Origin of the sequence: Polynucleobacter sp. MWH-UH19D, assembly GCF_040409795.1 — a bacterium.
Classification (GTDB): Bacteria; Pseudomonadota; Gammaproteobacteria; order Burkholderiales; family Burkholderiaceae; genus Polynucleobacter.
Genome location: NZ_CP099571.1, coordinates 683,041 through 705,930, shown reverse-complemented (window position 1 = coordinate 705,930; position 22,890 = coordinate 683,041). Strand labels below are relative to the sequence as shown.

24 protein-coding genes and 1 other RNA gene are annotated in these 22,890 nt (G+C 44.1%); 5 read left to right on the top strand and 20 right to left on the bottom strand.

Going from position 1 to position 22,890, the window contains the following annotated elements:
* Window positions 1-5: 5 nt before the first annotated feature.
* From NHB34_RS03640 to dnaX, 6 genes are all read right to left on the bottom strand, one after another.
* On the bottom strand, window positions 6-1,664 hold the full coding sequence (locus NHB34_RS03640; RefSeq protein ID WP_353428285.1) for a TolC family protein: 1,659 nt from the start codon (window positions 1,662-1,664) through the stop codon (window positions 6-8).
* Window positions 1,665-1,861: 197 nt separating this feature from the next.
* Window positions 1,862-3,277, bottom strand: a complete 1,416-nt coding sequence (locus NHB34_RS03635; RefSeq protein ID WP_353428284.1) for a carbohydrate porin — start codon at window positions 3,275-3,277, stop codon at window positions 1,862-1,864.
* Between the two features lie 264 nt (window positions 3,278-3,541).
* A complete protein-coding gene (locus NHB34_RS03630; RefSeq protein WP_353428283.1) occupies window positions 3,542-4,150 on the bottom strand; it encodes a hypothetical protein in 609 nt (202 codons plus the stop codon).
* A 63-nt stretch (window positions 4,151-4,213) separates the two neighbouring features.
* Window positions 4,214-4,828, bottom strand: a complete 615-nt coding sequence (recR, locus tag NHB34_RS03625; protein WP_353428282.1) for a recombination mediator RecR — start codon at window positions 4,826-4,828, stop codon at window positions 4,214-4,216.
* 37 nt (window positions 4,829-4,865) lie between these two features.
* On the bottom strand, window positions 4,866-5,189 hold the full coding sequence (locus NHB34_RS03620; RefSeq protein ID WP_173955967.1) for a YbaB/EbfC family nucleoid-associated protein: 324 nt from the start codon (window positions 5,187-5,189) through the stop codon (window positions 4,866-4,868).
* A gap of 70 nt (window positions 5,190-5,259) precedes the next feature.
* On the bottom strand, window positions 5,260-6,921 hold the full coding sequence (gene dnaX / locus NHB34_RS03615) for a DNA polymerase III subunit gamma/tau (protein ID WP_353428281.1): 1,662 nt from the start codon (window positions 6,919-6,921) through the stop codon (window positions 5,260-5,262).
* Between the two features lie 33 nt (window positions 6,922-6,954).
* On the opposite strand from dnaX, the gene ffs reads away from it, so the two are divergent.
* Window positions 6,955-7,053, top strand: an RNA gene (ffs, locus tag NHB34_RS03610) — signal recognition particle sRNA small type.
* A 51-nt stretch (window positions 7,054-7,104) separates the two neighbouring features.
* On the opposite strand, the gene NHB34_RS03605 is transcribed toward ffs, so the two are convergent.
* The 5 genes from NHB34_RS03605 to NHB34_RS03585 form a co-directional block, all read right to left on the bottom strand.
* Window positions 7,105-7,476, bottom strand: a complete 372-nt coding sequence (locus tag NHB34_RS03605) for a hypothetical protein (protein ID WP_353428280.1) — start codon at window positions 7,474-7,476, stop codon at window positions 7,105-7,107.
* A gap of 91 nt (window positions 7,477-7,567) precedes the next feature.
* Window positions 7,568-7,750, bottom strand: coding sequence for a hypothetical protein (locus NHB34_RS03600; protein ID WP_353428279.1), 183 nt, complete (start codon window positions 7,748-7,750; stop codon window positions 7,568-7,570).
* Window positions 7,751-7,753: 3 nt separating this feature from the next.
* The gene (locus NHB34_RS03595; RefSeq protein ID WP_353428278.1) at window positions 7,754-7,963 is read right to left on the bottom strand and encodes a hypothetical protein; all 210 of its coding nucleotides are present in this window, start codon (window positions 7,961-7,963) and stop codon (window positions 7,754-7,756) included.
* A gap of 49 nt (window positions 7,964-8,012) precedes the next feature.
* Window positions 8,013-8,144, bottom strand: coding sequence for a hypothetical protein (locus tag NHB34_RS03590; RefSeq protein ID WP_353428277.1), 132 nt, complete (start codon window positions 8,142-8,144; stop codon window positions 8,013-8,015).
* A gap of 154 nt (window positions 8,145-8,298) precedes the next feature.
* On the bottom strand, window positions 8,299-9,645 hold the full coding sequence (locus tag NHB34_RS03585) for a VWA domain-containing protein (protein ID WP_353428276.1): 1,347 nt from the start codon (window positions 9,643-9,645) through the stop codon (window positions 8,299-8,301).
* Between the two features lie 220 nt (window positions 9,646-9,865).
* On the opposite strand from NHB34_RS03585, the gene NHB34_RS03580 reads away from it, so the two are divergent.
* Window positions 9,866-10,063 (top strand): hypothetical protein, encoded by a 198-nt coding sequence (locus tag NHB34_RS03580; protein ID WP_353428275.1) that lies wholly within the window; start codon window positions 9,866-9,868, stop codon window positions 10,061-10,063.
* A 2-nt stretch (window positions 10,064-10,065) separates the two neighbouring features.
* Window positions 10,066-10,416 carry a hypothetical protein gene (locus NHB34_RS03575; RefSeq protein ID WP_353428274.1) on the top strand — a complete coding sequence of 117 codons (351 nt, stop codon included), beginning with the start codon at window positions 10,066-10,068 and terminating at the stop codon, window positions 10,414-10,416.
* Between the two features lie 51 nt (window positions 10,417-10,467).
* Here NHB34_RS03575 and NHB34_RS03570 read toward each other — a convergent pair whose 3' ends face one another.
* Both NHB34_RS03570 and NHB34_RS03565 read right to left on the bottom strand, forming a co-directional pair.
* The gene (locus NHB34_RS03570) at window positions 10,468-10,869 is read right to left on the bottom strand and encodes a hypothetical protein (RefSeq protein WP_353428273.1); all 402 of its coding nucleotides are present in this window, start codon (window positions 10,867-10,869) and stop codon (window positions 10,468-10,470) included.
* A gap of 95 nt (window positions 10,870-10,964) precedes the next feature.
* Window positions 10,965-11,498 carry a superoxide dismutase family protein gene (locus NHB34_RS03565; protein WP_353428272.1) on the bottom strand — a complete coding sequence of 178 codons (534 nt, stop codon included), beginning with the start codon at window positions 11,496-11,498 and terminating at the stop codon, window positions 10,965-10,967.
* A gap of 101 nt (window positions 11,499-11,599) precedes the next feature.
* Here NHB34_RS03565 and NHB34_RS03560 point away from each other — a divergent pair, with 101 nt between their 5' ends.
* Window positions 11,600-12,238 carry a histidine phosphatase family protein gene (locus NHB34_RS03560; protein WP_353428271.1) on the top strand — a complete coding sequence of 213 codons (639 nt, stop codon included), beginning with the start codon at window positions 11,600-11,602 and terminating at the stop codon, window positions 12,236-12,238.
* Between the two features lie 261 nt (window positions 12,239-12,499).
* Window positions 12,500-13,963, top strand: a complete 1,464-nt coding sequence (locus NHB34_RS03555) for a transglycosylase SLT domain-containing protein (RefSeq protein WP_353428270.1) — start codon at window positions 12,500-12,502, stop codon at window positions 13,961-13,963.
* A 176-nt stretch (window positions 13,964-14,139) separates the two neighbouring features.
* On the opposite strand, the gene NHB34_RS03550 is transcribed toward NHB34_RS03555, so the two are convergent.
* The 7 genes from NHB34_RS03550 to NHB34_RS03520 all read right to left on the bottom strand — a co-directional run bounded on the left by NHB34_RS03550 (window position 14,140) and on the right by NHB34_RS03520 (window position 22,873).
* Complete coding sequence (locus tag NHB34_RS03550; protein WP_353428269.1) at window positions 14,140-15,066, bottom strand: alpha/beta hydrolase; 927 nt, start codon at window positions 15,064-15,066, stop codon at window positions 14,140-14,142.
* Window positions 15,067-15,224: 158 nt separating this feature from the next.
* Window positions 15,225-16,331, bottom strand: a complete 1,107-nt coding sequence (locus NHB34_RS03545) for a patatin-like phospholipase family protein (RefSeq protein ID WP_353428268.1) — start codon at window positions 16,329-16,331, stop codon at window positions 15,225-15,227.
* Window positions 16,332-16,384: 53 nt separating this feature from the next.
* The gene (locus NHB34_RS03540; protein ID WP_353428267.1) at window positions 16,385-17,698 is read right to left on the bottom strand and encodes an alpha/beta fold hydrolase; all 1,314 of its coding nucleotides are present in this window, start codon (window positions 17,696-17,698) and stop codon (window positions 16,385-16,387) included.
* Between the two features lie 132 nt (window positions 17,699-17,830).
* Complete coding sequence (locus NHB34_RS03535; RefSeq protein ID WP_353428266.1) at window positions 17,831-19,519, bottom strand: amidohydrolase; 1,689 nt, start codon at window positions 19,517-19,519, stop codon at window positions 17,831-17,833.
* Between the two features lie 112 nt (window positions 19,520-19,631).
* A complete protein-coding gene (locus NHB34_RS03530; protein WP_353428265.1) occupies window positions 19,632-21,437 on the bottom strand; it encodes an amidohydrolase in 1,806 nt (601 codons plus the stop codon).
* Between the two features lie 35 nt (window positions 21,438-21,472).
* The gene (locus NHB34_RS03525; protein ID WP_353428264.1) at window positions 21,473-21,901 is read right to left on the bottom strand and encodes a hypothetical protein; all 429 of its coding nucleotides are present in this window, start codon (window positions 21,899-21,901) and stop codon (window positions 21,473-21,475) included.
* Window positions 21,902-22,000: 99 nt separating this feature from the next.
* The gene (locus NHB34_RS03520; RefSeq protein ID WP_353428263.1) at window positions 22,001-22,873 is read right to left on the bottom strand and encodes a hypothetical protein; all 873 of its coding nucleotides are present in this window, start codon (window positions 22,871-22,873) and stop codon (window positions 22,001-22,003) included.
* Window positions 22,874-22,890 lie beyond the last annotated feature (17 nt).

Sequence of the window (22,890 nt, the reverse complement as noted above, 5' to 3'; positions counted from 1 at the left end):
ACTCCTTAAAAAGGTTCTTTTCCAGCAGTAACCATCAACGTGGCTTGTGCTTGTAGGAGGTTTGCTTCAGCCAATGCCAATTGCACCTCCAAGTTACGCAACTGTGTTTGGGCTGTCAACAAATCATTAAAGCCCTGCCCATTATTTGAATACTGAATCAAGCCCACCTTATACGCCGCGTCAGCTTGAGGCACCTGGCGCTCTTTTAAAAAGGTGGTGGCGGTTTTGGCTTGTTGATAAGCGGCATAGGCTGAGTTCACCGCCAGAATAATTTGCTGGCGATTGGATATATCACTCGCTTCAGCAGAAGCTTGATTGCGCATTGCCTGCTCAACGCCGTACTTTTCTTTGGTAAAGAAATACAGCGGAATGATGAGATCTAATTCAAACTGATAAAACAGCGCGCCATTATTAGCCGAGAATGGTCCCCTAGGCGTGTACGAAGAACCAATCACCTGAAAATCGGGCAGATAGGCTTTCTTGGCTAAGGTCACCCCTTTGCGAGCGGCATCAAGCTGCAAAGCAGAACTTTTCAAACTGGGGTGACTTGATTCGGCGTAGTCCTCAAGCTCTACCAATGTGGGCACTGGCGCCATCGCGCGGCGATTATCCCCTTTAAGAATGAGCCTCTCTCTGGAGTGACGTCCAATCAAGGTATTAATGTTTTTAATACCCACTTCAAGTTGGCGCTCTAAATTAAATTGATCGGCTTGCGCGGCGCTCTGGGCTACTTGTGCGTTGAGATACTCTACGTAAGCTGCAGCGTTATTGGCATATCTTGCTTTAGCCACGTTCTTAATCATCTCCAGACGCATCACTGTTTCTTTAAGAACCTGTAACTGCTTTTGAGTTGCTAAGGTGTTGTAGTACAGCGTTGAGAGTTGCGCACCGAGTTGCAAGTAAGTCGATTCAGACTGAGCCAACAAAGATTCGGCATTGGTATCTGCAATATCGGCAGCCAGACTCTTTTTGCCTGGAAACTGCAGTGGCTGCGCTACCGAGATTGAGTTATTGCTACTAATGCCATTTGGATTTTGTGGCGTCGGCGCATTGGCACCGCCCAAAGCAAATGGTGAGTTAACTGGCATACCAGACCAGACTAATCCGACTTGTGGGTTTGCTGGCGCAGCAATTTGTGGCACGGTGGCTTTTGCTGATAAGTAAGACTCACGCAAAGCAGCTAACTGTGGGTTGTTCAGTTTGAGCTCATTCCAAAGTTGACGCAAATCCATCTCTACCGGGCCTGATGGCGCGCTCTTAACGTAGGTCTTTGGAGTATTGGCTTTTGTTACTGGCACGAATAGTTCAGATGCCTTCGTTTTATCTTGAGCGATCAGTTGTGCATTGAGCTGCGAACCAATAGATGGTGGCATCGATAAATCCGTTGAGACTTCATTACTGGTGACCACTGTCACGCTAGCACCTGCCTTCTCAGTTGAAGGCGATGTTCCCAATGCATTTGCAGCAGAACTTGTTGGCAGCGTCACTGTGCCCGCTTGTACTGGACTCGATACTTCGCCTTCACTTTGCGTCACCAAATTACTCGTAGCTTGGGCAAACGCGCTGGTACACAAAACAGATGGGGAGGCTAGTGCAATTGCACTGATCAGCAAGGCAGCACCGTGAGGTGAAATTAAACGAATTGTGCGTATGCCGAAACTCAACAAAAGCGGCTGCCTCTTAATTCAATAATGCTGTTTTTTTAACCCCTAATGCGGTTTTGCTTCCATGAAGCACCCGTTTTAGGGGGTTTTATCGATTATAGGGTAGAAAACACAAATGTCGAATTATTGACATTTCCTATCCCATTGATTCTAAAGACAATAATCAATTAGCAAGGCTGGCCAATGGCCCCTAGCCCTTAAAACTCGGCATGAATACGGAATGAAGCAATATTGACCGGTCCGCGAGCCGAGTTGTAGGCGGGGTTATTGATGTGCTGAAAGTTCACACCCAACAGCACGTTCTTTACCAACAAAGCGTTGTAGTAAATCTCCCCTACGCGCTCTGGTCGATAGTTAATTGTCTGGTTTGGACCGTTATAGGGATTAGATGTATCTCCAATGAAATACGACACGCCGCCCGCTTGCAAGTAGTTACGACGAAAGCTCGACAGTCCGTTTTGCATCATCGAAATTCCGATCGTGTCGTATGCACGATTCCAGCGCATCCCATTCAAACTCATACCAACGGATAAAGAATTATCGGCTTCCGTAAAAGACATGGTTTCCGTATGCCCATCTGATGTAAAGGCACGACCATAGATTCCTAAGTCTTTCGTTAGGGCTTGTTCGCCATTAATACCAATACCCGTTTTATATTGATAGTTGTTGCGAACATTACTAAGCGCTTGAGTACCTTGCGCATTATTGGCAATCACATAATTGGTTGCATCAGCAAAGCGCGCCAAAATCATTTTATTGCGATAGGCTAGTACCGAGACTTTACCTGGCAGATCACCAATCTGATGCTGGCGCTCTACTTCAAATTGATCGCCATAAGCGTTAAAGATTTGCCAGTTCAGATCACGTCCGTTTGGGGTCTTTGGGGTAATCATGCGTGAGGCGCGCATCACCCAGTTATCTAAGTACCATTCACCTGCCAGGCCTGTACTGTAGCCACGCGCATCGGCCGCGTAGTCATAGGCTAGGTAAGTCATATTGCCCCAGTTCATAAACTGAATACGGGGGTCTTTAGCGTAGCGACTATCGTCAAAAATATCTAAAGTAGAAAATTGGCCAGCAGTTACCACTACCCGATTGCTACTGACAGTTTGGGTAATTTGGTTGGCATCATTTTCTAAAACGACTTTGTCACCCTCTTGATTAAAGGTCTGACGCAAGAATGCTCTAGCGGAATAAAACTTGGCCTGCGCACCATTAGCTTTAGTGGCTTCACCGTTTGTAAATCCACCTAAACCCACTAGACCAGAAAATGGCACCCCTGAAATCACTTCTGGGTTGAAATAAATATCCGTGTTTGGCGCTAAGCGTGCACCTAGAAACAAAGTACCTGACCAGGTGTAGCTCATCGCCTTTTGTGCAGAAAGGCTATTCACACCAGAGTAACTCGAAGTGAAATTGTTATAGCGCTGATTAATGTAAGTGGTTTGACCGTGTACGTTTACTGGCAAACCAAAAATCTCGCCTTCAGTTGGCAACCAAGAAAGATCACCGGCAAAACTGGCAATCTGGTCAGCACCTGACCCTGCCCTTTGCGCATGCGCAAAAGCAATCATCAAACTTAGCAGGAGAATGAGCAAAAGTTTGCGGGTCATTCACAGTTTCAGATTGGGTTGCCTAGTCATCAAGACATTAAGGGGCAACAGATTGAAGGAAATTTCAAGCAACTCACCATTGAGAACTTAGGAAGTGAAGCCCAAAGGTTGCGCAGCCCAAATTATCCTCAAAAAGAGTGAATTTACCTAGTGTTTATGTCGTGCCCGTGACATCGAGACGACAATCAATAAAAGCGCAGTCTAAGTAATTGCTAGTTACGTTACTCAGTTAGCCCGCTTAGTTGGCCCGGTTAGTTAGCCTGCTTAGTTAGAGCGCTTAGCAGACCAGCGATAGATCGCCTCAAGGGTTTGGCCATTATTAATTGGCTTAGCGGTAGACAACACCATACTGCCCTCAACATCACGCCAATCAATATTCTTGTCGACTAACTGGGCTAATTTACTTGCATCATCCAAGACTTTGGAGCTCTCCGCCCGAGCGTTGATATCTTTGCCATTCTTATCTAAAAATACCTCGCGATCAGAAGCAATGAGATTTTGCGTATCAGTCGCGCCACTTTTCTTTTGCTCACTGGCATGCTCTAAATTTATCGAAATGATGCTAGCTGAGAGCGCACTGGTAAAAGCCTTTTTATCAGCAAAATTTTTGATCTGAACCTTGGCCGCTTTTTCACTACGCTTTTGCGCATCACTCACTGCACTAGCATCAGTACCCCAAATTGGCATATACACAATCGACTCAACACTAGTCACTTTGCCATCGAGCGTATACGTTACTCGAATACCATCACGATCAAAATTAGAGACTGCAATTCGCTGCGCACTCACACCTAAATTTGCAGTGGGATTAGAGCTACATGCGAGCAAAATGGATTGGGTAGCAAACAGTAAAGCGATGGTCGTTTTTTTCATGGGGTCTCTAAATTCAATATCAATGGGTAACTGCAATCATATTTGGGTAAACCTAAGCTAGGCTTAACGACGATCCATCAAGGCGCGAGCCAAAGTGCCCGCATCAACATACTCAAGCTCACCACCCACCGGAATACCGCGGGCAATACGTGTGACTTTAATTCCTTTAGTTTTGAGTACTTCACCAATGTAGTGAGCCGTAGCCTCACCTTCACTCGTAAAGTTAGTTGCTAGCACGACTTCGCGAATCGGCACGCCTGTATCGGGGTTTTCAATACGAGCTAGCAAACGATCAAAATGAATTTCATTAGGACCCATACCATCTAGTGGTGAGATGCGACCCATGAGCACAAAGTAATTACCTTTAAAGCTCAAAGTTTGCTCAATCATGACTTGATCGGCTGGCGTTTCGACAATACACAGCAGTGATGGGTCACGACGACCATCCGAACAAGTCGTGCAAATCTGCGTTTCAGAAAAAGTATTGCAACGAGCGCAATGCCCTACAGTTTCTACTGCTTCACCGAGAGACTGCGCCAAGAGTGCAGCGCCATTGCGATCATGCTGCAATAAATAGAAAGCCATGCGCTGTGCAGACTTAGGACCCACTCCAGGCAATACTCGCAATGCCTCAATCAAACGACCAAGGGCATCGGTTGGAGCTTCGTGACGCGCCATGAATTTAGGTTATTGAGCTACTTACTAAGTAACTGAATTAGAAAGGCAGCTTAAAGCCAGGAGGCATTGGCATACCAGCAGTTGCGCCTGACATGAGTTGCGCACTAGCGGCCTCTACTTGCTTAAATGCTTCGGTGTATGCAGTCACGATTAGGTCTTCTAGCATCTCGCGATCATCCATGGCGCCTGGATCAATCTGTACGCGCTTGAGCTCGTACTTACCAGAGACAGTCACCTTAACTAAACCACCAGCAGCTTGACCAGTAACCTCTAACGCAGCTAACTCCGCTTGCGCGGTTTTCATTTTCTCTTGCATCTGCTGAGCTTGTTTCATCAAGCCAGCCAGTCCACCTTTCATCATGACTTCTTTTCCTTAGTGCTATGAATATGTTGAATATCTATTGAGTTAAAGAGCTTGCACTACAGTGGTCTCATAGTGGCTTTACTGAGCCACCAACTACTTTGGCGCCAAACTCTTTTTCTAATTGCTGAATAAATGGATCAGCAGCAATCAGTTGTTCTGCATTTAATCTTTTCTCTTGGTGTATCTGCGCATCTACCTTGGCTACAGTCTTACCCTCTACTTCACCTTTTTCAATGATGACTTTGACAGTCTTGCCAAAGTGGGCAGTGAGTGCATCAGCTAAGCGAGCAATCGATGAATCTGAAGCAAGCTGGGGCATCGGCGTGACAATGACTGCCTTGATGCCATTGGGCGAATCATTCCAATCTTGTAACTCTGTCTGAAATGCCAACTGTTGCACTAAACCGCGTACAGGTAATTGACGCATTAAGCCATGCCAATCAGGACGATCTACTGGACCAGTATTTGCCGGTGCAGTTGGTGCTGGAGTGGAAGCCTTAGGCACTGGTGCTGCAGGAGTCGAAGGAGCAACGCGATTTGCTGGCACCGCTGACTTTGGTGCTGCTGACGTTGCCGCTGGTCGCGCAGTGTTTACTGGCGGCGCTGATGGTGCTGGGCTACCCGAACTGCTACCTGGACGAAACGCCAACATGCGCAGCAAAGTCATGGCAAAGCCGGTTTGTTCATCCGGTGCGAGCGATAAGTCTGGGCGGCTGGTAATCGTGATTTGATAAAAGAGCTGCGCTTCTTCTTTAGTGAGTTGGCCTGCCAAGCGACGAATCTCTGGCGCTTCTGGCCAATCATCTAATACAGACTCTGGCACTACTTGTGCTGCTGCAATCTTTTGTAACAAACTTGATAAATCTTGCAAGGCCAATGAGAAAGACATACTGCGCTCACCCATTTCATTGGCAACCGCTAGAAGACTTGCACCGTCTTTAGCTATTAAGCAATCCAGAATGCGAATCAAATATGCATCATCGAGAGTACCAAGCATGCCTCGCACAGATTCTTCGGTAACTTTACCGGCAGCATAGGCAATTGCTTGATCGGTTAGTGAGAGCGCATCGCGCATGGAGCCTTGCGCCGCTTTTGCAAGAACACGCAAGGCATTCACTTCGTAATCGACTTTTTCTGCGGCCAGTACTTTTTCTAAATGCTCAACAATCAGCGGTACTGGCATTTGTTTAAGATTGAACTGCAAGCAACGAGACAAAATCGTGACTGGTATTTTTTGCGGATCAGTTGTCGCAAGAATAAATTTAACGTGCTCTGGCGGCTCTTCTAGAGTCTTGAGCATGGCATTAAAGGCATGATTGGTGAGCATGTGCACCTCGTCAATCATGTAAACCTTATAGCGACCACTACTTGGTGCGTAGGCTGCTTTTTCTAATAGAGATGCGATGTCATCTACACCACGATTACTAGCGGCGTCCATCTCAATATAGTCAACAAAGCGACCAGCATCAATTTCCATACAAGCTGGGCATTTACCGCAAGGCTCTGAAGTCATCTTTCCGGAACCATCGGTACCAGTGCAATTGAGCGCTTTTGCCATGATTCGAGAAATCGTGGTCTTACCGACTCCACGAGTACCGGTAAACAACCAAGCATGGTGCAAACGACCTTGATCGAGTGCGTGGGTTAAAGCTTTAACCACATGGTCTTGACCAATGAGTTCAGTAAATGTTTTGGGGCGCCACGAACGGGCTAATGCCAGTGCTGTCATGTTCTACATTCTAACAAGCTAAAATGGGAACTGGATGGGCCTCCCCGCATGGTGGGTTGGATAACCTGGTCAGGTCGGGAACGAAGCAGCCAAACCCAATTTCTGCCAGTGCCGGGGGTTTGGCTCATCCACCCTTCCCCTGCACAATCTACAACTCCTCTGCCCCACAACTGCACAGCCAGCTTATTTTTTTGGCAGTAATAAGAGACGCATCAATGCATCGCGTGCTTCTGGCACTTTGAGCTGATCGGCTAGATTCAGTAACTCTGTTGCCTTGGCAATATTGCGCTTAAATTCCATGACTAAGCCATAGTTATAAATAGCTACGCCATTTTTACGCTTGACCTCTAAATCGAGCTCATAAAAGAGTCGATCTAATTGACGCTCTTGTAATTGATTGCTCCAAGCCATCTCACAGCATTTGCGAAAGGTGCGCTCATACCCTGCACTCTCAATCGTAAAAAAGAGATCAAATGCCTGGGGGTATAGACCCAGGTTTTGACAACGCAAACCTTCTGCAAAGTCGGGGTTATTAAAGTAAGACAAATCAGACATGGCGGGAATTCACTGCAATCAAAAAATTAATGGGTTCAAGCCAAATACTACCCTGAATCTGGGGCAATGCACACCAACCCTTATTGCTGATTTACTTCCAGAAACACTCCATTTTCCGATCGATTCCGGTAGCATAGTCGTGATACACCCAGCGATTGCAAATACCCTGATCAACCAAAACAAATAGAGCCAGCGCTAATACGGCAAATACGATCAACCATTTGAGGGTTCGATTGGGCGTTTGATTGGGCGTTCGATTTGATGGCTTTGACATGATTTACCTAGCGCGTCTTTTCGTTGCAAATTGACGCATACGTAATTCTTCTTGCGCGGCTGCTAAAAAGAGTTCCTCTTCTTTTGCTTTTTTGGCTTTTTCATCTAACACTGCTTTACCTGTTTTGACTTGCCCTTCTCCCAATAAATCATCCAAGGTCTTTTTGACCTTAGGTGGTTTAGTTGAGCGCAAAGTTTGAAGGCTTTCAGGCATACGACTATTTTATTTTTAAATTGCCGTTAGAAGCTAGGGGTATGACTATCTAGAGTATCTTTAAAAAGCTCAAAATTCCCCAAATGAACCAAATAATGAGTAAGACCATGACGGTTCTTACGTCTAATTGAATCTTAAAGAGACGCAATGTTTTATGAGTGCACTCAACAGATACTTGCATAAGAAACCCTCCTCTATATAGAAAGGTTCAGCGTAGTCACTTCAGCGAGAAATAAATAGAGATAAAAGATGAAAAAGCTGTAGGAAAGTATTACCTCTTCCTACAGCCATTGGTTGATATTGTTTATTTTTATTGATCTACTTCACATCAATTTTTACTTTTGTGAGTCTGTATTGCGACCTTGCACTGCCTTCTTGCGTAAGAACGCCGGTTTGACTGCTTCAGCATCCGCGCAGAACATCATCACATCATCTAATTCAGCAATGCGATTCTTTAGCTTATCTGAGGAATACATCAGCTCTTTTTCCATTGCTTCGTGATCACGTCTCTCTAGCAACTTACGTAAGTAGCTAACTGTTTCTGCTAGCCATGGGTTCTCACGCGCACGCTCTTCAAGCTTAGCCATCAAGCGTTCTACTGCAGACCAATTACGATCCCTTACAAACAAGCGGGCTTCTCTCTGAATATCTGCGGCCTCTACTTCATTAAAGCGCCTTGCTACTAACTCATCTTCTTGCGCCATCTGGTAATCCACTAGAGATACCACTCGCATTTGAGGCAAACTGACAGTGAACTCATGCTCAATGCCGTCTTGGTCTCTTACAAAAATGACACAACGTAGTGGAGAGCCGTTATCTTGCAAATGAATGACTTCAGACATCGATAGCGATATCGCCATCCATACTTCTGAGCCTTGAGCAATCGCAGGTAAACAATACTGTCCTACAGTATTTTGAACATAGTCATTGCGAACTTTGATCTGTCCCATACGAGGCAATAGTGGTGAGTCGAGTTGCACCCGTACATCTTGCCAAACCAGGTTTGTTAAGAAGCCAAGTTCAGCATCAAATGATTCAGCAAGGTCTTCTGCGCGTTGGCCATACCAGCTATTACCTTGACCAGCAGTAGCAATACCTGTCATGAGCTCTTCATTGAAATCAAAACCAATGCCTACTGTGGTTGTGGTGACTCCAGCGCTAGCCAAATCTCTAACCTGTTGGTAGATCGATTCTCTTTCTAGCAAACCTCGATTGGCTTGGCCGTCAGATAATAAGATCACTCGGCTCACCATCCCGCGCCCTGCTCTTGGGGCAAGAGTTTCAGCACCTTTAAGCCAACCACCATGCAAATTGGTCATATTGCGTGGTTGTATCTCGTCCAAGCGGAGAGGCAATAGTGTTTTGGCCATTCGAACTGACATAGTCTCAAGCAAGACTTCTACCTGATCGTCATAAATCACGACAGAGACCCAATCGCCATCCTTAAGGCGAGATAACAAATCTAGAGCACATCGTTTTGCTTCATCTAGCTTGCCGCCATTCATGGAGCCTGAGCGATCAATCACTAGAGAGACTGCAATTTGAGCTCTGCGTGCCAATGCATCTGCCTCCTGCAGTGGGGCACGTAGGCGTAGCAAGACAGCCAAGCTTTCGCCTGAATTACTAGCCAATACTTGTTTACGGGTATTTAAAACGACTTCTAGGGCTTTTCCGTTAATCATGACTTCCTCCTGTATTTGCCTAAATTTGCAGAAATGACAAATACAGGCGGTTATGTACTGAAGGTCAGATTACGGAAGGTGAGGCTCATAGGATGAGCTTAATAGCCAAGAAAGCTAAAAATAGCGTGCAACTCAACTCAAAATCAATGTCGCACTGCACTATTAAAAATGAATGCCATTTACAGCTCGCAGGCGTATATTGATTAAATGGAGAGTGTAAATGAAACGGATTGTTGACGTCTACCGTAAGCATCAACCAGAGCGTGTGCTCTGGACTTACATTGTCAACTTAGGTGGCGATGGCACCCACCCTAGTCTTGAAGACTTTAAACAAGAAGCGCTCACTCTTGCTGCCATTGATGGCAGAGGCTCACTTGAAGAGTTAGATGCATTTGTTCATCTGGAAATCTTGAAATAATCATGGCCAATAGCGCACTTCACGCCATCGCAATTGAAGAGCTCAGACAATCTGATCCTAGCTTTCATGGGCAGTACTGCAAACTCATAGAAGGTATTACTCAACTCATTCGGGAAATTGCCAAAGATCGCCCTGATGAACTTGATTACACCAGTTTTACTGAATCTTATGATCGGGCTAGCGCTGAACCAGTGCTACAAGTGGTGATCGGGGCTAATAAGAACGAAACCTTTGTCCATGTCTATATTCGCAAAGATAAATCTTTTGTAATCGGCAAATCTGGCGAGGGAAAGCCCGTCAAGACTGCCGATCAAGCACTTGAACTCATGAGGCAACTTCTCATCGTCAAGTGAACCCTATCTAAAGCCCAATTAAGGATGCTCAAGACTTGTGGCTAGATTGGTCTACTCACACCATCCTGACATAAGCAAGCTTCCAGAGAAAAATCCAAATGGTTTTTTGCTGCCACTGATCGAGCCATCGATACTCAAATAGTCAATGTAGACGCCATTGCTTGCAGAAGATTTTTGCTGCCAGAGTAGCTTATATGAATTTTTATCAACTCCCGAGACGATGACTCTTGGCTTATTTAATGAATCCATCACATCGCCAATAATCTCACCGGTCTTTTTAATCACTGTAAATCTCTGACCAATGCGCGGGCTGCTCTGCATTAGATCTAGAGAGCCATCTTGTTTAATGTAAAGATCACTGACTACCTCGCACTGGTAGATATTAGTCTTGGCAATAGCCCCCAAGGGGGCTATTGCCAAGACTAATGAGATCAAAGCAAAAAGACGCCTCATTTAAGCTTTTAAACCCAATGCAACTGAGTGAGTTAGTGAATTACTTACTATGTAGTTGATTGCTTCATAATTTAGTTAGTTAAATACTTGCTTGCTTACTTAATCAAGCCACAAGCGATCCGAGGACCAGAGTTTCCCGCTGGCTGTGATTTGTAGTCGTCTGGGTCGCGATGTACTACAACCGAACGACCCACAATGCCATTGGCACCACTATTGACAGCAAATCCATGTAACTTTGCTGAGTAAACCGCATTCCCATTTGCATCCGATTTGATGTTCGGCATATCACCAGCATGATTCATACCGCTGTTAGGCATGCCATGCATCTTAGTGTCGGGATTAAAGTGTCCGCCAGCACTCGTTGCATCTGGCGCAGAACAATCCCCTTTTTCATGCACATGAAAGCCTTGCTCTGCATTAGGCTTTAAACCTGAAAACTTTCCACTTACCAGAACGTCATGGCCTTGCCAAACAAAGGTAACCTCACCTTTAGCCTGCGATCCAGACCTAGAATCCAATGTCGCACTTGCCTTTTGACCAGTACCCTGCTCCATCGATTGACAGGCTACTAATAAGAGTGAGCCGACTGCAGAAAGTGAAATGATTAATCGTTTTTTATTAAGGTTCATATTGGGCTCCTTTGCAGATGAGGCCATGAAGTTGAGGGGTGATTGCACGTCAAGTTTGACACAATCAAAGAGTCTTTGCATAAGCCTTAATGAGATAGCAAATGTCTGCAAAATTTGTGCATTTTGAATACACTGAAGCTCTTAGCAAGGCTCAAAACATGAAATATCTCAATCTAATTACCCCTTTACTGGTAGGCCTTTTATGCACCCTGCTTACCCTCCCTGCGAAGGCAAGCCTAAAAAGTGAGCTTCATGATGGCCAGCATGTTTTGCTCATGCGCCATGCAGATGCCCCTGGTTTCGGGGATCCTGCAGGCTACCAACTTCATGACTGCTCAAGCCAAAGAAATCTGGGTGATAAAGGAAAAAAACAGGCGGCATTAATCGGTGAATGGCTCAGCAATCAAGGCATACAGTCTGCAAAAGTGATTAGCAGCCCTTGGTGTAGATGCTTAGATACTGCAAGGCTCTTAAATAAGGGTCCTGTTATCAAGTCAGATGCACTAGGCTCTTTTTTTGATGACATGAATCTTGCAAAGCGGCGAACCCAAGAATTAGAAAAATTGATTAGCAGTCAACTTCGTGACAACCCTAATAAACCGCTGATTTTAGTAACGCATCATGTCAATATTGAAGCCTTCACAGGCAAAGTCGTCAATGTGGGTGACATGGTCTTAGTTAAGGTTGATCAGAATGGCAAATTTATTTCGCAACAGATTTTTCCAAGTCCAAGTTACTAAGCGGCAAGCTCAAGCAAACACACGTTTATATACTCGACAATTTTTTACGCCTTATGAAACACTTTTTGTACGTGTTTGTAGACCTTCTTCACGGCCATCTTTGATGGCGGCCTTTTTATCTCGCAAATAGTCGGGCCATTAGAAAAATTCAGAGGCTTTTTCTTTGGCGCGTAAATAGATAGTTGCTAGCCCCATCGTTTTATATAATCTGCTTTAAGACATATTTAAAAGCATTAAATAAATTTTCAATAAAGCTCGGCAATGAATATTTCTCTATTTTTTCCTTTTTCAACCCACTTTTCTACTAATAGAGATATTCGCCTAAAGTCACTATTTTTATTACTTACTGCATTCTTATGCCTATCTGCCAACGCAAAAGAATCAAATAATGCAAACCCACAAAGATACTTAAGCTATCAGCAAGCCCTTAATGCTGGAAAGATTCGGATGGCGGTTCCTTATGACCCCACCATCTACCTTAACTCTAAAAATAAATCTACAGGCCTATCAGTCCCAATTGCACAATACTTTGGTAAATGGCTATCAAATAAGTACCAAAGACCTATAAGTGTTGAACTAGTTCCCATGCCAGAAGGCAAGTTGATTGACCCATTAGATTCAGGCGAGGCAGATATCGCCATGGGTTATTTAGGGGGCTATTCTAGAAAACTAAAGTCAGATAAGTACATTTCGCTTCAACACGCAGAGCATCAAAAGCAAGTACTGGTTTCCTCCTCGCATGCACGGCCGATTAACTCAGCCGAGGACCTATCAGGAAAAGTGGTCTGTCTTGGTAGGCAAACTCGCAGTGCAGCACTTAAGCAGCTTAACGCAGAACTCGCTCATAAAGGCCTACCCCCGGTCATTATCTATCAGGATCGTTTGGCGCTTGATGACGAAGAGATGCTGCAAATGGTAAATGATGGATTGATTGAATATGTGCTTGCCGTTAAATGGCGCACAGAACTTTGGAAGCCGTACATTCCTGACGCAAGAATTAGTCCAAACATCGAATTTGATATTAAGGGCAATATTGGTTGGGCAATACGCAGCGCAGATAAAACATTGCAAAGTGATATTCTGGATTTTTCAAGAAGCGCTTTTAATGATGAGGCACTGATACAGTTTGGCAAAAATGACTTTAGCTCAAGAAAAAATGCGCTAAAAGACCCTAAAGCAAAAGAGGCGTGGAGTCGCTTTATTGCCATGCGGCCAATCTTTGAAAAGTATGGTCAACAATACGGCTTGAACCCCCTTTTTTTGGCATCATTCGGCTTTCAAGAAACAATGCTAAATCAAAGCCTAATCAGTCCTACCGGAGCTATTGGCGTCATGCAATTAATGACAGCTACTGGAGAGGCAATGAATGTTGGTGATATACATAATTTAGATCCAAACATTCATGCTGGGGCAAAATATCTTAGCCAACTTGCCACGCAGTACTATAAAAAAGAAGATTTCAATAAAAATAATTTAGCATTGTTTGCCATTGCATCCTACAACATGGGTCCTGCAAACATTAACAAAGCAAGGAAAGAAGCTCAAATACGCGGCTTTGATCCTAATCAGTGGTTTTTAAATGTAGAAATAGTTGCCGCAGAGTTATTCGGAATCGAGCCTTTAGACTATGTACGAAATGTCTATAAATATTACTTAACCTATCAGCTAAGCCTCAATCCTAAAGTAGATATTTCTGAAGACCAACTTGATCACCTCGATAAATAGCCATCGCCATTGCATGAGTTAGATATATTGATTTATTTATGCCTCATTTAACTTAAGCAAAAACTCATGCACTACTAGCTGCACTGCTAGCATCTCTAGATAAGCCATAAAAATAATTACCAGCAAACCAACACAATCAAATCCTTCGCGGGTGACCTGTTTTTGGAGAAATCAAATTACATTAAAAATGCATTAACGGTATCTGCAAAACGTTTGTACTGTTGAAATAGGAATGCATGACCGCCATCAAAATATGCCAGCCAAGAAAATGGAATTTGATTTGCAATGATTTGTGAATTCTTTGGCATATCCACAACGTCGTACATACCGTCCGCGAGGAGCACTGGCACCTTGATATTTTTTAGCTCTTTGTAATTATCTAGATTGCTCTTCCACAGAGTAGTTCGCGCCCTATCCTGACGAATAGTTGTTTCTTTAGAAACCGCAAAGTCATTTGGAACAGTGCCTGCTGCAACAGCCGTCTTTAAACGACCTAAAACTTCCTGAGCAGCTTTTTTACCGGCATCGTTATTTGTAAAAACGAGCGTAACTTTATCCATCTCGGGGACATTTGGATCGTTTAATTTAGCCTCAACATCTTTTGATGCTGGAATCTGATAAATACCCCCGGGGTTGGCAGCGCAAAGAATTGCCTTACTCACTAGCTCGGGATGACGAATTAATAGCTGTTGTCCAATGCGAGCGCCCATTGACCATCCAAGGATATTTACTTTTTTATACCCCAGTGCTTTTGCCAGACCAGCGGCATCATCAGCCATTTGAGGAATCGTTGTGTTGTTTTGTTTGGTATCCGAGGAAAGACCAACGCCACGATTATCAAATAGGATTAATGTGTTGTTCTTTGAAAGGGCTTCGAGTAAGGCTGGATCCCACAATGACATGCTAGAAATAAATCCATTAATCATCATTAATGGCTCACCCTGGCCACGAGTGTAATACGCTAACTTGATATCATTAACCAGAGCATATTTAACATCAGGTTTAAATTGGGCTTGAGCGGGGCTACTAAGACTGAGTAAGGATACGAGTACAGCAAAGGTTAATCCTATAAGACCTCGAACACCAAAAAAGCAATAATTCATTTTCTTCCTCAGGTAATTTAAGCTTATCTTAAAACATCCTTGATAGTTTTGCAGTATATAAAATCGTCTTATCCTAAATGAAAATACTGACCTAAGGTTGTGTAGAAGCCTTCTGAAATTCATGGTGAATCAAATAGAGACTAAGATGTAAACTCCAATTAGATCCAGAATGCCTTCATCATCTGAGCATCAGCGATACCTCTATCGTTGCCGTATTTTAGAAACGGCGCTATCCATTTGGGGTCAACTAGATTTTCAACTTTAGAAATGCCAGGTGGCAAGCCCACCACAATGTGTTTTGTTTTGGTGCCACCCGCCTCTAGATCTTTGACTTCTTGATTCACGGTATTGGGCATCGTTGAGGTGCGCAGGCCTTGTCGTTGCTCATTAATCGTGCCATCACCCAAGGAAATCACGATGGCTCGCTTCACACCAGCAATGACATCACTGTGCGTGCTGGTTTGACATATTCCCCCATCCATACAGAGTCGATCTTTTAAAAAGGTTGGGCCCAATTGACCAGGAAGCGAGGAGCTAGCGGCGCATGCAACATTAATGGGGAGATTATTTGCCTTTGAGACAACGATTCGCTCTCCTGTATAGCAATCGTTTGCCGTTATAAATACACCCTGCGCCCATTCACTAGAGGTCAGCAACTTTTTAGTGACTTCGTAATACTTGGAAACTCCATCCAAATTTAAAGATGCCATCGCTGCTCGACCTATCCCTTGAATAGTTTGGGGGAAAGCATCTTTAGCAGTTACATCTAAATGAATCGCTCTTTTTTGTGATGGGTTAAGTTCAACAGCAGGCATCATCTTGCCAAGCAAGGTCGGAAAGTCTGCAAAAAAATCAATCTCGTCAGCTAGGCGCCATAAATGACCTGCTTTTAGCATTGCCGCCATGACCGCGCCCGCTGAAGTGCCAACCATGACATCAGCACTACTTAAATCAATGCCCTGCTTTTTTAATGCTGTGAAATACCCTGCATACCAAGCAATCAAAGGCATGCCGCCACCACCAAGGGCTAAGCCCCGCTCTTTACCTTGGGCATCAGGATTTTTGTAGGGAATTGGATACGCCAAATGATCATTCCAATCTGCTGTTGAAGCTAAGTCTTTACGTGCTTCTAAAGCCTTTACTTGCGCAATGATTTCTTTTGAAGGGGCAGATGAGGCCTTCGCTTCCAAATCAGCCAAGCCAGCAAATCCAACTACACCAGCAGATGTAGTTTTTAAAAAGTTGCGACGAGAAGATTGAGTCATGCAAGCTCCATTGATAATGAACTCATTAATTTTTCTTAAATTAATCTCGTTATCTAACTACCTAATGTGGCCGCAATTGCGCAATTATTTTCAGCAGGCTTACCAGCCAAACGATCTTTGATCCACTGAATATAAAAAGGCTTAGATGAACCTGGTGTTGTGAAGTGCGATTGCTCTCCAGGTAACTGCACCCGATTCACATTACCACCTAATTTACACATCTGCTCTTGATATAACTTACCCATCACTGGCGGGTTGGTAGTGTCTTTTGTGCCCCAATAAATCACGACAGGTGCCACAGGGGGAACTGGGTTCACGCTGGCCTTGATCATCGCCTTTGTCCACTCCAAAGAATTATCTGGCTGATCTTTTAATAAAGATTTGTAGTTAGCACCGTAATTGAAATTTAAGGTATCAGCGCCAGCATGCATGCACTTATTGCTAAATACTTCATTTAATACCTTGACACCATCATCGGTAAATAAATCGCTCATCTTTAGCTGCGGATTAGCTGCTTGAGTACCCCACATACCCATTGCCATGTGGGTGAAATTAAAGACATTATCGGTAAACATGCCCAAGGTATTTGTTAAAGATTTTTGAGCGATGGCTTCATTTGCCGTTGCTCCAGGCATCACGATAGCAACATCTTGTGGCGCTAGAGCGACCCCACCGATTAACTGTAAATTATCTGCAGCTGTGCCCTGCCTAGCCAGATACTGTGGCAAGCTCGTTGCCGCGATGACAGCGCCACCACCCTGAGACCATCCATATACGATAGTTTTTTTACCGGCATTTAGCTCTTTCAGAGAGGCAGCTGCTCTTGCTGCATTAATCATATCCATGCCATTGGTTGCTGCAACAACATATTGATGACGACCACCGCCACCTAAGCCTTGGTAATCTGTTGCGGTAACCACATAACCTTCATTAATAAACTCTTGCAAACTCGGAATGCCGTAATCAGTCCAAGAATTTCCACCAACTAGGTAATACTCATTGAGTGGCTCTGCTGGATTTAATACTTGTGAAGGGCCGCAATTTTGAGCTGTCCCGGTTGTGCCATGCCCCCATGACATGATTGGTCTGCCCTCTTTTGGCCCTGGACCAGTCGGTGCTACTATCAAACCCGTTGCAATGGTTTTCTTATCATTAACATCCGAGGAAATATAGGCAATCCGCCATGCTTGAGCTCCTTGAATAGAAGTCTTAACTTGCTCTTTTTTGATGACTTGACCCAATTTTCCATTGGGAGTCATTTTGATCACAGACTCATAAAAAGGTGCTACTGGTGGATCTGCGAGGACAGATACAGAGGCGCTACCCAAACAAATACTAAAAGCTAAAGCTGTAGTGACTTTTTTCATATTCTTCCTAACTAACTGGATGCTTCATTACACAATACTGATAGATTAATTTAACTTAAAGACTGAGGGGTTGAGGGTTAGGGTTGAGGGTTCAGAGTTGGGTGCTCAGTATTCAAAGTTATGAACTATGAATTACTGGCGAACATACAACTGCTTCCCATTCTTGATTGTTTCAAGTACCTGAATATCCTTAATAGTCATTGGATCAACTTTCAAAGGGTTGCGATCTAGCACCACTAGATCAGCAAGCTTGCCAGGGGTAATGCTGCCCTTGTATGCTTCCTCCCGATACATATAGGCTGGCACGACAGTAAAGCCGCGCAAAGCTGAATAGGGATCAGTTCGTTGATCTGCACCTAAGGTTTGGCCGTCATAAATTTGACGATTGACTGCTGTCCACATCGTAAATAAGGCGCTCGGCCCCGAAGATGGGTTGTCATTATGAATGCCAACTTGAAGCCCTTTTGCTTTGGCCCAAGCTAACGGCACCATATTATTAGCCCGCTCATCCCCTAAGATCTTTTTATAGACATCGCCATACATCCAAATATGGTTAGGCATAAATTGGGCAATGATTTTATTGCTCTTATATTGATCTAATTGATCATTGCGTACAAAAAACGAATGCGAAATAGTAGTCCTGCGATCATCGCTAATGCCGGTTTCGCGAATAGCCTTTGCAATTGCAGAAAGCGTTATATCAATACCGGCATCGCCATTAGAGTAAGCAAAATACTGAATATTTTTCTCGTAGGCCAATTTTGCATAACGATCTACCAAGTCTTGTGGCGCTGCATCGATGCCGCGCCAGTCCTTTGGTAATCCAGTGGTGTCGGCATAAGGCTTACTGAAATACGCCAAGCGCAATTGTGGCGCGCCATCTGTAGGAACCATCATTCCGGCAACTTTAAATCCCCCTTTGACATCGGTGTAGACACCAAATGGATACTGAGGATTGGCGGCCAATAGCTTATCGACTACATCGTAAGTCGGCAAAGCAATCAGATCGATGTTCACTTTCTTATTAACAGATGCTTGACGCATGTTCTGGATATCTTGAGCGGTAGTTTGATAACTTTGCGCAGTAGTAAACCCATTGGAGAGATAAATCTTCTCGGCATTACGATAAGTTTGAAGCGTTAAGTCGGCAGAAAATTTACCAAATACCTTTGCGGTTGCTTCAAAATTGGGATCGCCTATCAATACTCCCGTTAATTTGCCAGTTTTTGGATCTACTGGAAGCATCCCCTGCGACACTTTAGTGGCTTTGGTAAACCCAAGTTTTTTCAGTCCTGCAGTATTAACAATGCCTGTGATGGTAGAAATATTATTGACAAACACTGGCTGGTTCGGAAATGCTTTATCTAGCTGCTCAATGGTCAGTGGGCCATCGGTAAGAAAAGCATCGGCATACTCTGAGCCAACAACCCAACCGTTTAATGGCTTTGCCTCAGCCTTAAGCCGAGCGATTAACTCTTGAGTGGTATGGGGAGGCTTACTTGAAAAATAGCCAAGATTAACGCTCAAGGTATTTTGAGCAATTAAAGTAAAGTGGCCCCACGCGTCTATGAAGCTGGGCAATAAGGTCTTCCCTTTTAAATCTTGGAGCGATGGATTATTGCCAGCTTGATTCATGGCATCTTGCATATTGCCAGTAAAAGCAATCTTGCCATCTTTCACCACAACAGCCTCGACGTATTTCGGCTCAGACCCTTCCATCGTCAGAATATCGCCATTGAAATACACCGTTGCATTGTTTGCAATGGCTTGAGCGGAGATTAATAAAAGGAATGGTACAAGGTATTGATAAAGCGTTTTCATTTATAGGCCCATAGGGTTAGTGAAAGATATTTTTACAGACATGAAAGCAATAAGCTAAACCCCCCATGATCCCTATGAGGGTTTGAGCAATCAACTATTTCTTAATATCAACTCAAAATGGTCTTGGCTGCTTGGTTTCAGAAACTGGGATATATCTCCCACCCAAAACAGTACCAATTACCGGGACATCCTTAATTTTCTCTTTTGGCACAGTCACGGGATCTGCTGCTAGCACAGTAAAGTCGGCATACTTACCTGGCTCAATCGAGCCTACCTTGCTATCTAACCCAATCACATAAGCAGCATCAATCGTGATCATCTTCATAGCCTGCTCTGCCGAAACCGCCTCGGCAGGGGCCCATTTTTTATTGCCGGTATACAAACCCTGACGATTTACTACTGACCAAACTTGAGTCAGCGGAGCTGGCGGCGTTACCGGGGTATCTGAATGCAAGGCAACGGTAACTCCCTCACGCATCAAAGCACCTACTCTCGTTGCATATGACTCTCGATCGGCACCCAGTCCATCAACTGATAGGCCTGCTCGCACATAAAAATAGGAAGGGTTTACGCTGGCTACAGCGCCCAAGGCTTTTAATTTACGAATCCCCGCTGTGGTTGGCATCCCAAGATGCTCTACAGTGAAGCGGTGATCAAAGCGAGGCTTTTCATCTTGAAGCATTTGTAAAGCGTTTAAGACTTGAACATTACTCTCATTACCGTTGGAATGAACGTGAATCTGGAAACCTGCATCCCACCACGGCTTCATCTCTTTCGCAAATGCTTCAGAGCTTGCATAAAAGATAGAGCCTTGATGACCATCGGTATATCCGGGATTGCCCATTTTCATGGTGTTTGCCAAAAAGGCATCATCATTAATCCATTTAATACCTTTAAAATAAAGTCGATCAGTGTTTAGCTTTTCCAATTCTTTCACTTTTGCAATCGATTGATCGCCATACTTAGCAGAGACAGATGGATAGTATGCGATCCCTTCAACGCGCAGGGAAGTTACATCAGAGCTTGTAAATTTTTGTAGTAATTCCACCTCAAGATCAAGATCAAAAGCACCAAGAGTCAATTCAGAAGTAGTAGTAATGCCGGCTTGCTGTGCTAAATCATTGGAGAAGATTAAAGCTTTAGCAATTTTCTCTTTGCTAAACAAATCCTTACCAGTGGCTTGAACAGCATAGGCAAGAGCTACTACGCCCATAAATTGTCCATTCAAAGATCCATTCGAATTCACGCCCACACCAAAAACTTTTTTTGCGGTTTCTACATTAATGTATTTCTTGAGAGCAACTGAGTTCATAAACATATTGTGCTCAGAAGCATCCCACACAAAGATAGGTCTTGTACTAGAAATTTGATCCAAGAGTTCGGCATTCGGAGTCTGCTTCAAACCTACAAGATCCCACCCCCAAGCCAATAGTGGCTCATTTGGATCAGCAATTCCGACTGAATATTCTTTCAGTTTTGCCATTGCATCTTGCAAAGTCTTCACCCCCGGAAAAGGTTTACCCCAAGGGCTTGGAAGTGGGAAGTAAGTCAATGGATAGCTAGTAGACGTTAGGCCGCCTAGCAAAGGGTGCTCATGTGGATCTACAAATCCTGGATAAATGACTTTATCTGCAAATTGACGATTAATTTGCGTTGGATATTTATCAGTCCATGGCTTTAAGTCATCTAAAGAGCCCACTGAGAGAATCTTGCCATCAGAAACAGCCACTGCAGTAGCAGTGGGATTAGAGGGATCCATCGTGACCACTTTTTTAGCCACAAAGACTGTGATGTTCTTTGGTGTAGCAACTGTTGGTGGATCAAGAAATTCAGTAGCGTTGACATTACCCAGTAGCGCAAGTGCTACTGAAGCAAATAGCGCACGCTTGCCAAAATTGAGAACAGATTTCTTATTCATTTCATCTCCATGTACTAAATTAGTTAAATAGATTTTTATTGATGGGTTTTAAATAGTTGTTGCGATATTGAAAACATGATTGACGTACTCCATGCAAAGGAAAAAATTCCTGAGACTGCCATAATGACGGAGAGCAATTGCCATTGAAGTGGCAGTGGGTCAATAACAAAGCCAACGGTTGTATAGGTACTTCCCGCATACACCATGGCAGCATGAAAATGATGAATTACATCAAAGTAATACAGTGCCACACCCCATAGGTAAATCTGAATCATGTGGGAGATAAGCAATACCAGTACGCAGGCTACAAACAACAAATAAATGAATGCAATTTGACCTTTATGAACTGCTACTAGTAACTCCCGTTTACTTCTGTAGGTGATGAATAACAAAAATAATGCGTGTATCAACACGCAAGCGATCAAAATAAGGCAGCCTAAAGCAAATGCCTCTAGATTAAACATGTAATGGGTGGCTTTAATTTCCATCGGCCAGCATGACGAGAGCTAGGGGACTTCTTGGACTTTCCAATACAATCCCCCAGCGTTTTTATATAAATTGAATTATTTCAACACTACTAAGGTAACCGTAGCGCGACCACCCCATCCTGAAGGGCCGCCAGGCGTATTGCTAACGTAATAGATTGGGCCCGCCCCAAAGGAAATAGGTACGCCATCAAAGACTTCCAACTTCGAAACGCCAACATACAGCGGATTGGTAGTGCGATGCGTATCGTAGTTGTATTGCGCTTCCATGTTGGCTGTGTAAGTCCAAGCATCTTTGGTGGTGTATGCAACAAATGGTTGACCATAAAGGTTGTTCTGCGTGCCAAAAGCTGGATTACCACCCACATTCCAAGACTGGTAACCCAATAGACCATAAGTCCATGGTCCTTGACGATTCAGTACCACTGCAGTTACGCCAGCGCCAGTTTGCTGTGAGCCAAACCTACCACTATTTCCTGAAGGCGATTGAGCATAAGGGCCAATACCCCAGATCCATGATGAATTCGTATTGGGGGCATAGAAGGACTCGAGTGTCACACTTGCAATACCGTACCCCGAGAAGGATTTGCCTGGCGCATATTCAATACTAGTCTCACGCGCACCAGCAACAATCGGACGCACGATAAAGATATCGCCACCACCCAAGTCAAATGGGGCAACCGGTTGAAATAATAGCGTTTGTTCTGAGCCACCCTGATTTAAACCTACCCCACGACTAAATTCATATTGAAATGGTACAGAAATCATATTCGCAATCGGATTTGCTAATTTCTTTGCAATGTCTTCCTTATCCACTTCTTTTTTTGCAGGCTTTAAAGCGCCCGAATTCTCTACAGCAACAGTACCGGCACGCGCTGGAACGTCTTGAGCATATGTAATGCTAGATAAGGTTGCAAAAGCTAAGGCGACACTGATGTATTTCAAAATCATAATTGGCAATCGGTGAT

Coding starts and splice junctions, on each gene's coding strand:
- NHB34_RS03550 (WP_353428269.1), bottom strand. CDS start 15,066: ATGAATTATTGCTTTTTTGGTGTTCGAGGTCTTATAGGATTAACCTTT.
- NHB34_RS03575 (WP_353428274.1), top strand. CDS start 10,066: ATGGCCAATAGCGCACTTCACGCCATCGCAATTGAAGAGCTCAGACAA.
- NHB34_RS03600 (WP_353428279.1), bottom strand. CDS start 7,750: ATGTCAAAGCCATCAAATCGAACGCCCAATCAAACGCCCAATCGAACC.
- NHB34_RS03635 (WP_353428284.1), bottom strand. CDS start 3,277: ATGACCCGCAAACTTTTGCTCATTCTCCTGCTAAGTTTGATGATTGCT.
- recR (WP_353428282.1), bottom strand. CDS start 4,828: ATGGCGCGTCACGAAGCTCCAACCGATGCCCTTGGTCGTTTGATTGAG.
- NHB34_RS03565 (WP_353428272.1), bottom strand. CDS start 11,498: ATGAACCTTAATAAAAAACGATTAATCATTTCACTTTCTGCAGTCGGC.
- NHB34_RS03620 (WP_173955967.1), bottom strand. CDS start 5,189: ATGATGAAAGGTGGACTGGCTGGCTTGATGAAACAAGCTCAGCAGATG.
- NHB34_RS03520 (WP_353428263.1), bottom strand. CDS start 22,873: ATGATTTTGAAATACATCAGTGTCGCCTTAGCTTTTGCAACCTTATCT.
- NHB34_RS03535 (WP_353428266.1), bottom strand. CDS start 19,519: ATGAAAACGCTTTATCAATACCTTGTACCATTCCTTTTATTAATCTCC.
- NHB34_RS03570 (WP_353428273.1), bottom strand. CDS start 10,869: ATGAGGCGTCTTTTTGCTTTGATCTCATTAGTCTTGGCAATAGCCCCC.
- NHB34_RS03545 (WP_353428268.1), bottom strand. CDS start 16,331: ATGACTCAATCTTCTCGTCGCAACTTTTTAAAAACTACATCTGCTGGT.
- NHB34_RS03595 (WP_353428278.1), bottom strand. CDS start 7,963: ATGCCTGAAAGCCTTCAAACTTTGCGCTCAACTAAACCACCTAAGGTC.
- NHB34_RS03530 (WP_353428265.1), bottom strand. CDS start 21,437: ATGAATAAGAAATCTGTTCTCAATTTTGGCAAGCGTGCGCTATTTGCT.
- NHB34_RS03590 (WP_353428277.1), bottom strand. CDS start 8,144: ATGCAAGTATCTGTTGAGTGCACTCATAAAACATTGCGTCTCTTTAAG.
- NHB34_RS03630 (WP_353428283.1), bottom strand. CDS start 4,150: ATGAAAAAAACGACCATCGCTTTACTGTTTGCTACCCAATCCATTTTG.
- NHB34_RS03580 (WP_353428275.1), top strand. CDS start 9,866: ATGAAACGGATTGTTGACGTCTACCGTAAGCATCAACCAGAGCGTGTG.
- NHB34_RS03525 (WP_353428264.1), bottom strand. CDS start 21,901: ATGTTTAATCTAGAGGCATTTGCTTTAGGCTGCCTTATTTTGATCGCT.
- NHB34_RS03560 (WP_353428271.1), top strand. CDS start 11,600: ATGTCTGCAAAATTTGTGCATTTTGAATACACTGAAGCTCTTAGCAAG.
- NHB34_RS03585 (WP_353428276.1), bottom strand. CDS start 9,645: ATGATTAACGGAAAAGCCCTAGAAGTCGTTTTAAATACCCGTAAACAA.
- dnaX (WP_353428281.1), bottom strand. CDS start 6,921: ATGACAGCACTGGCATTAGCCCGTTCGTGGCGCCCCAAAACATTTACT.
- NHB34_RS03540 (WP_353428267.1), bottom strand. CDS start 17,698: ATGAAAAAAGTCACTACAGCTTTAGCTTTTAGTATTTGTTTGGGTAGC.
- NHB34_RS03605 (WP_353428280.1), bottom strand. CDS start 7,476: ATGTCTGATTTGTCTTACTTTAATAACCCCGACTTTGCAGAAGGTTTG.
- NHB34_RS03555 (WP_353428270.1), top strand. CDS start 12,500: ATGAATATTTCTCTATTTTTTCCTTTTTCAACCCACTTTTCTACTAAT.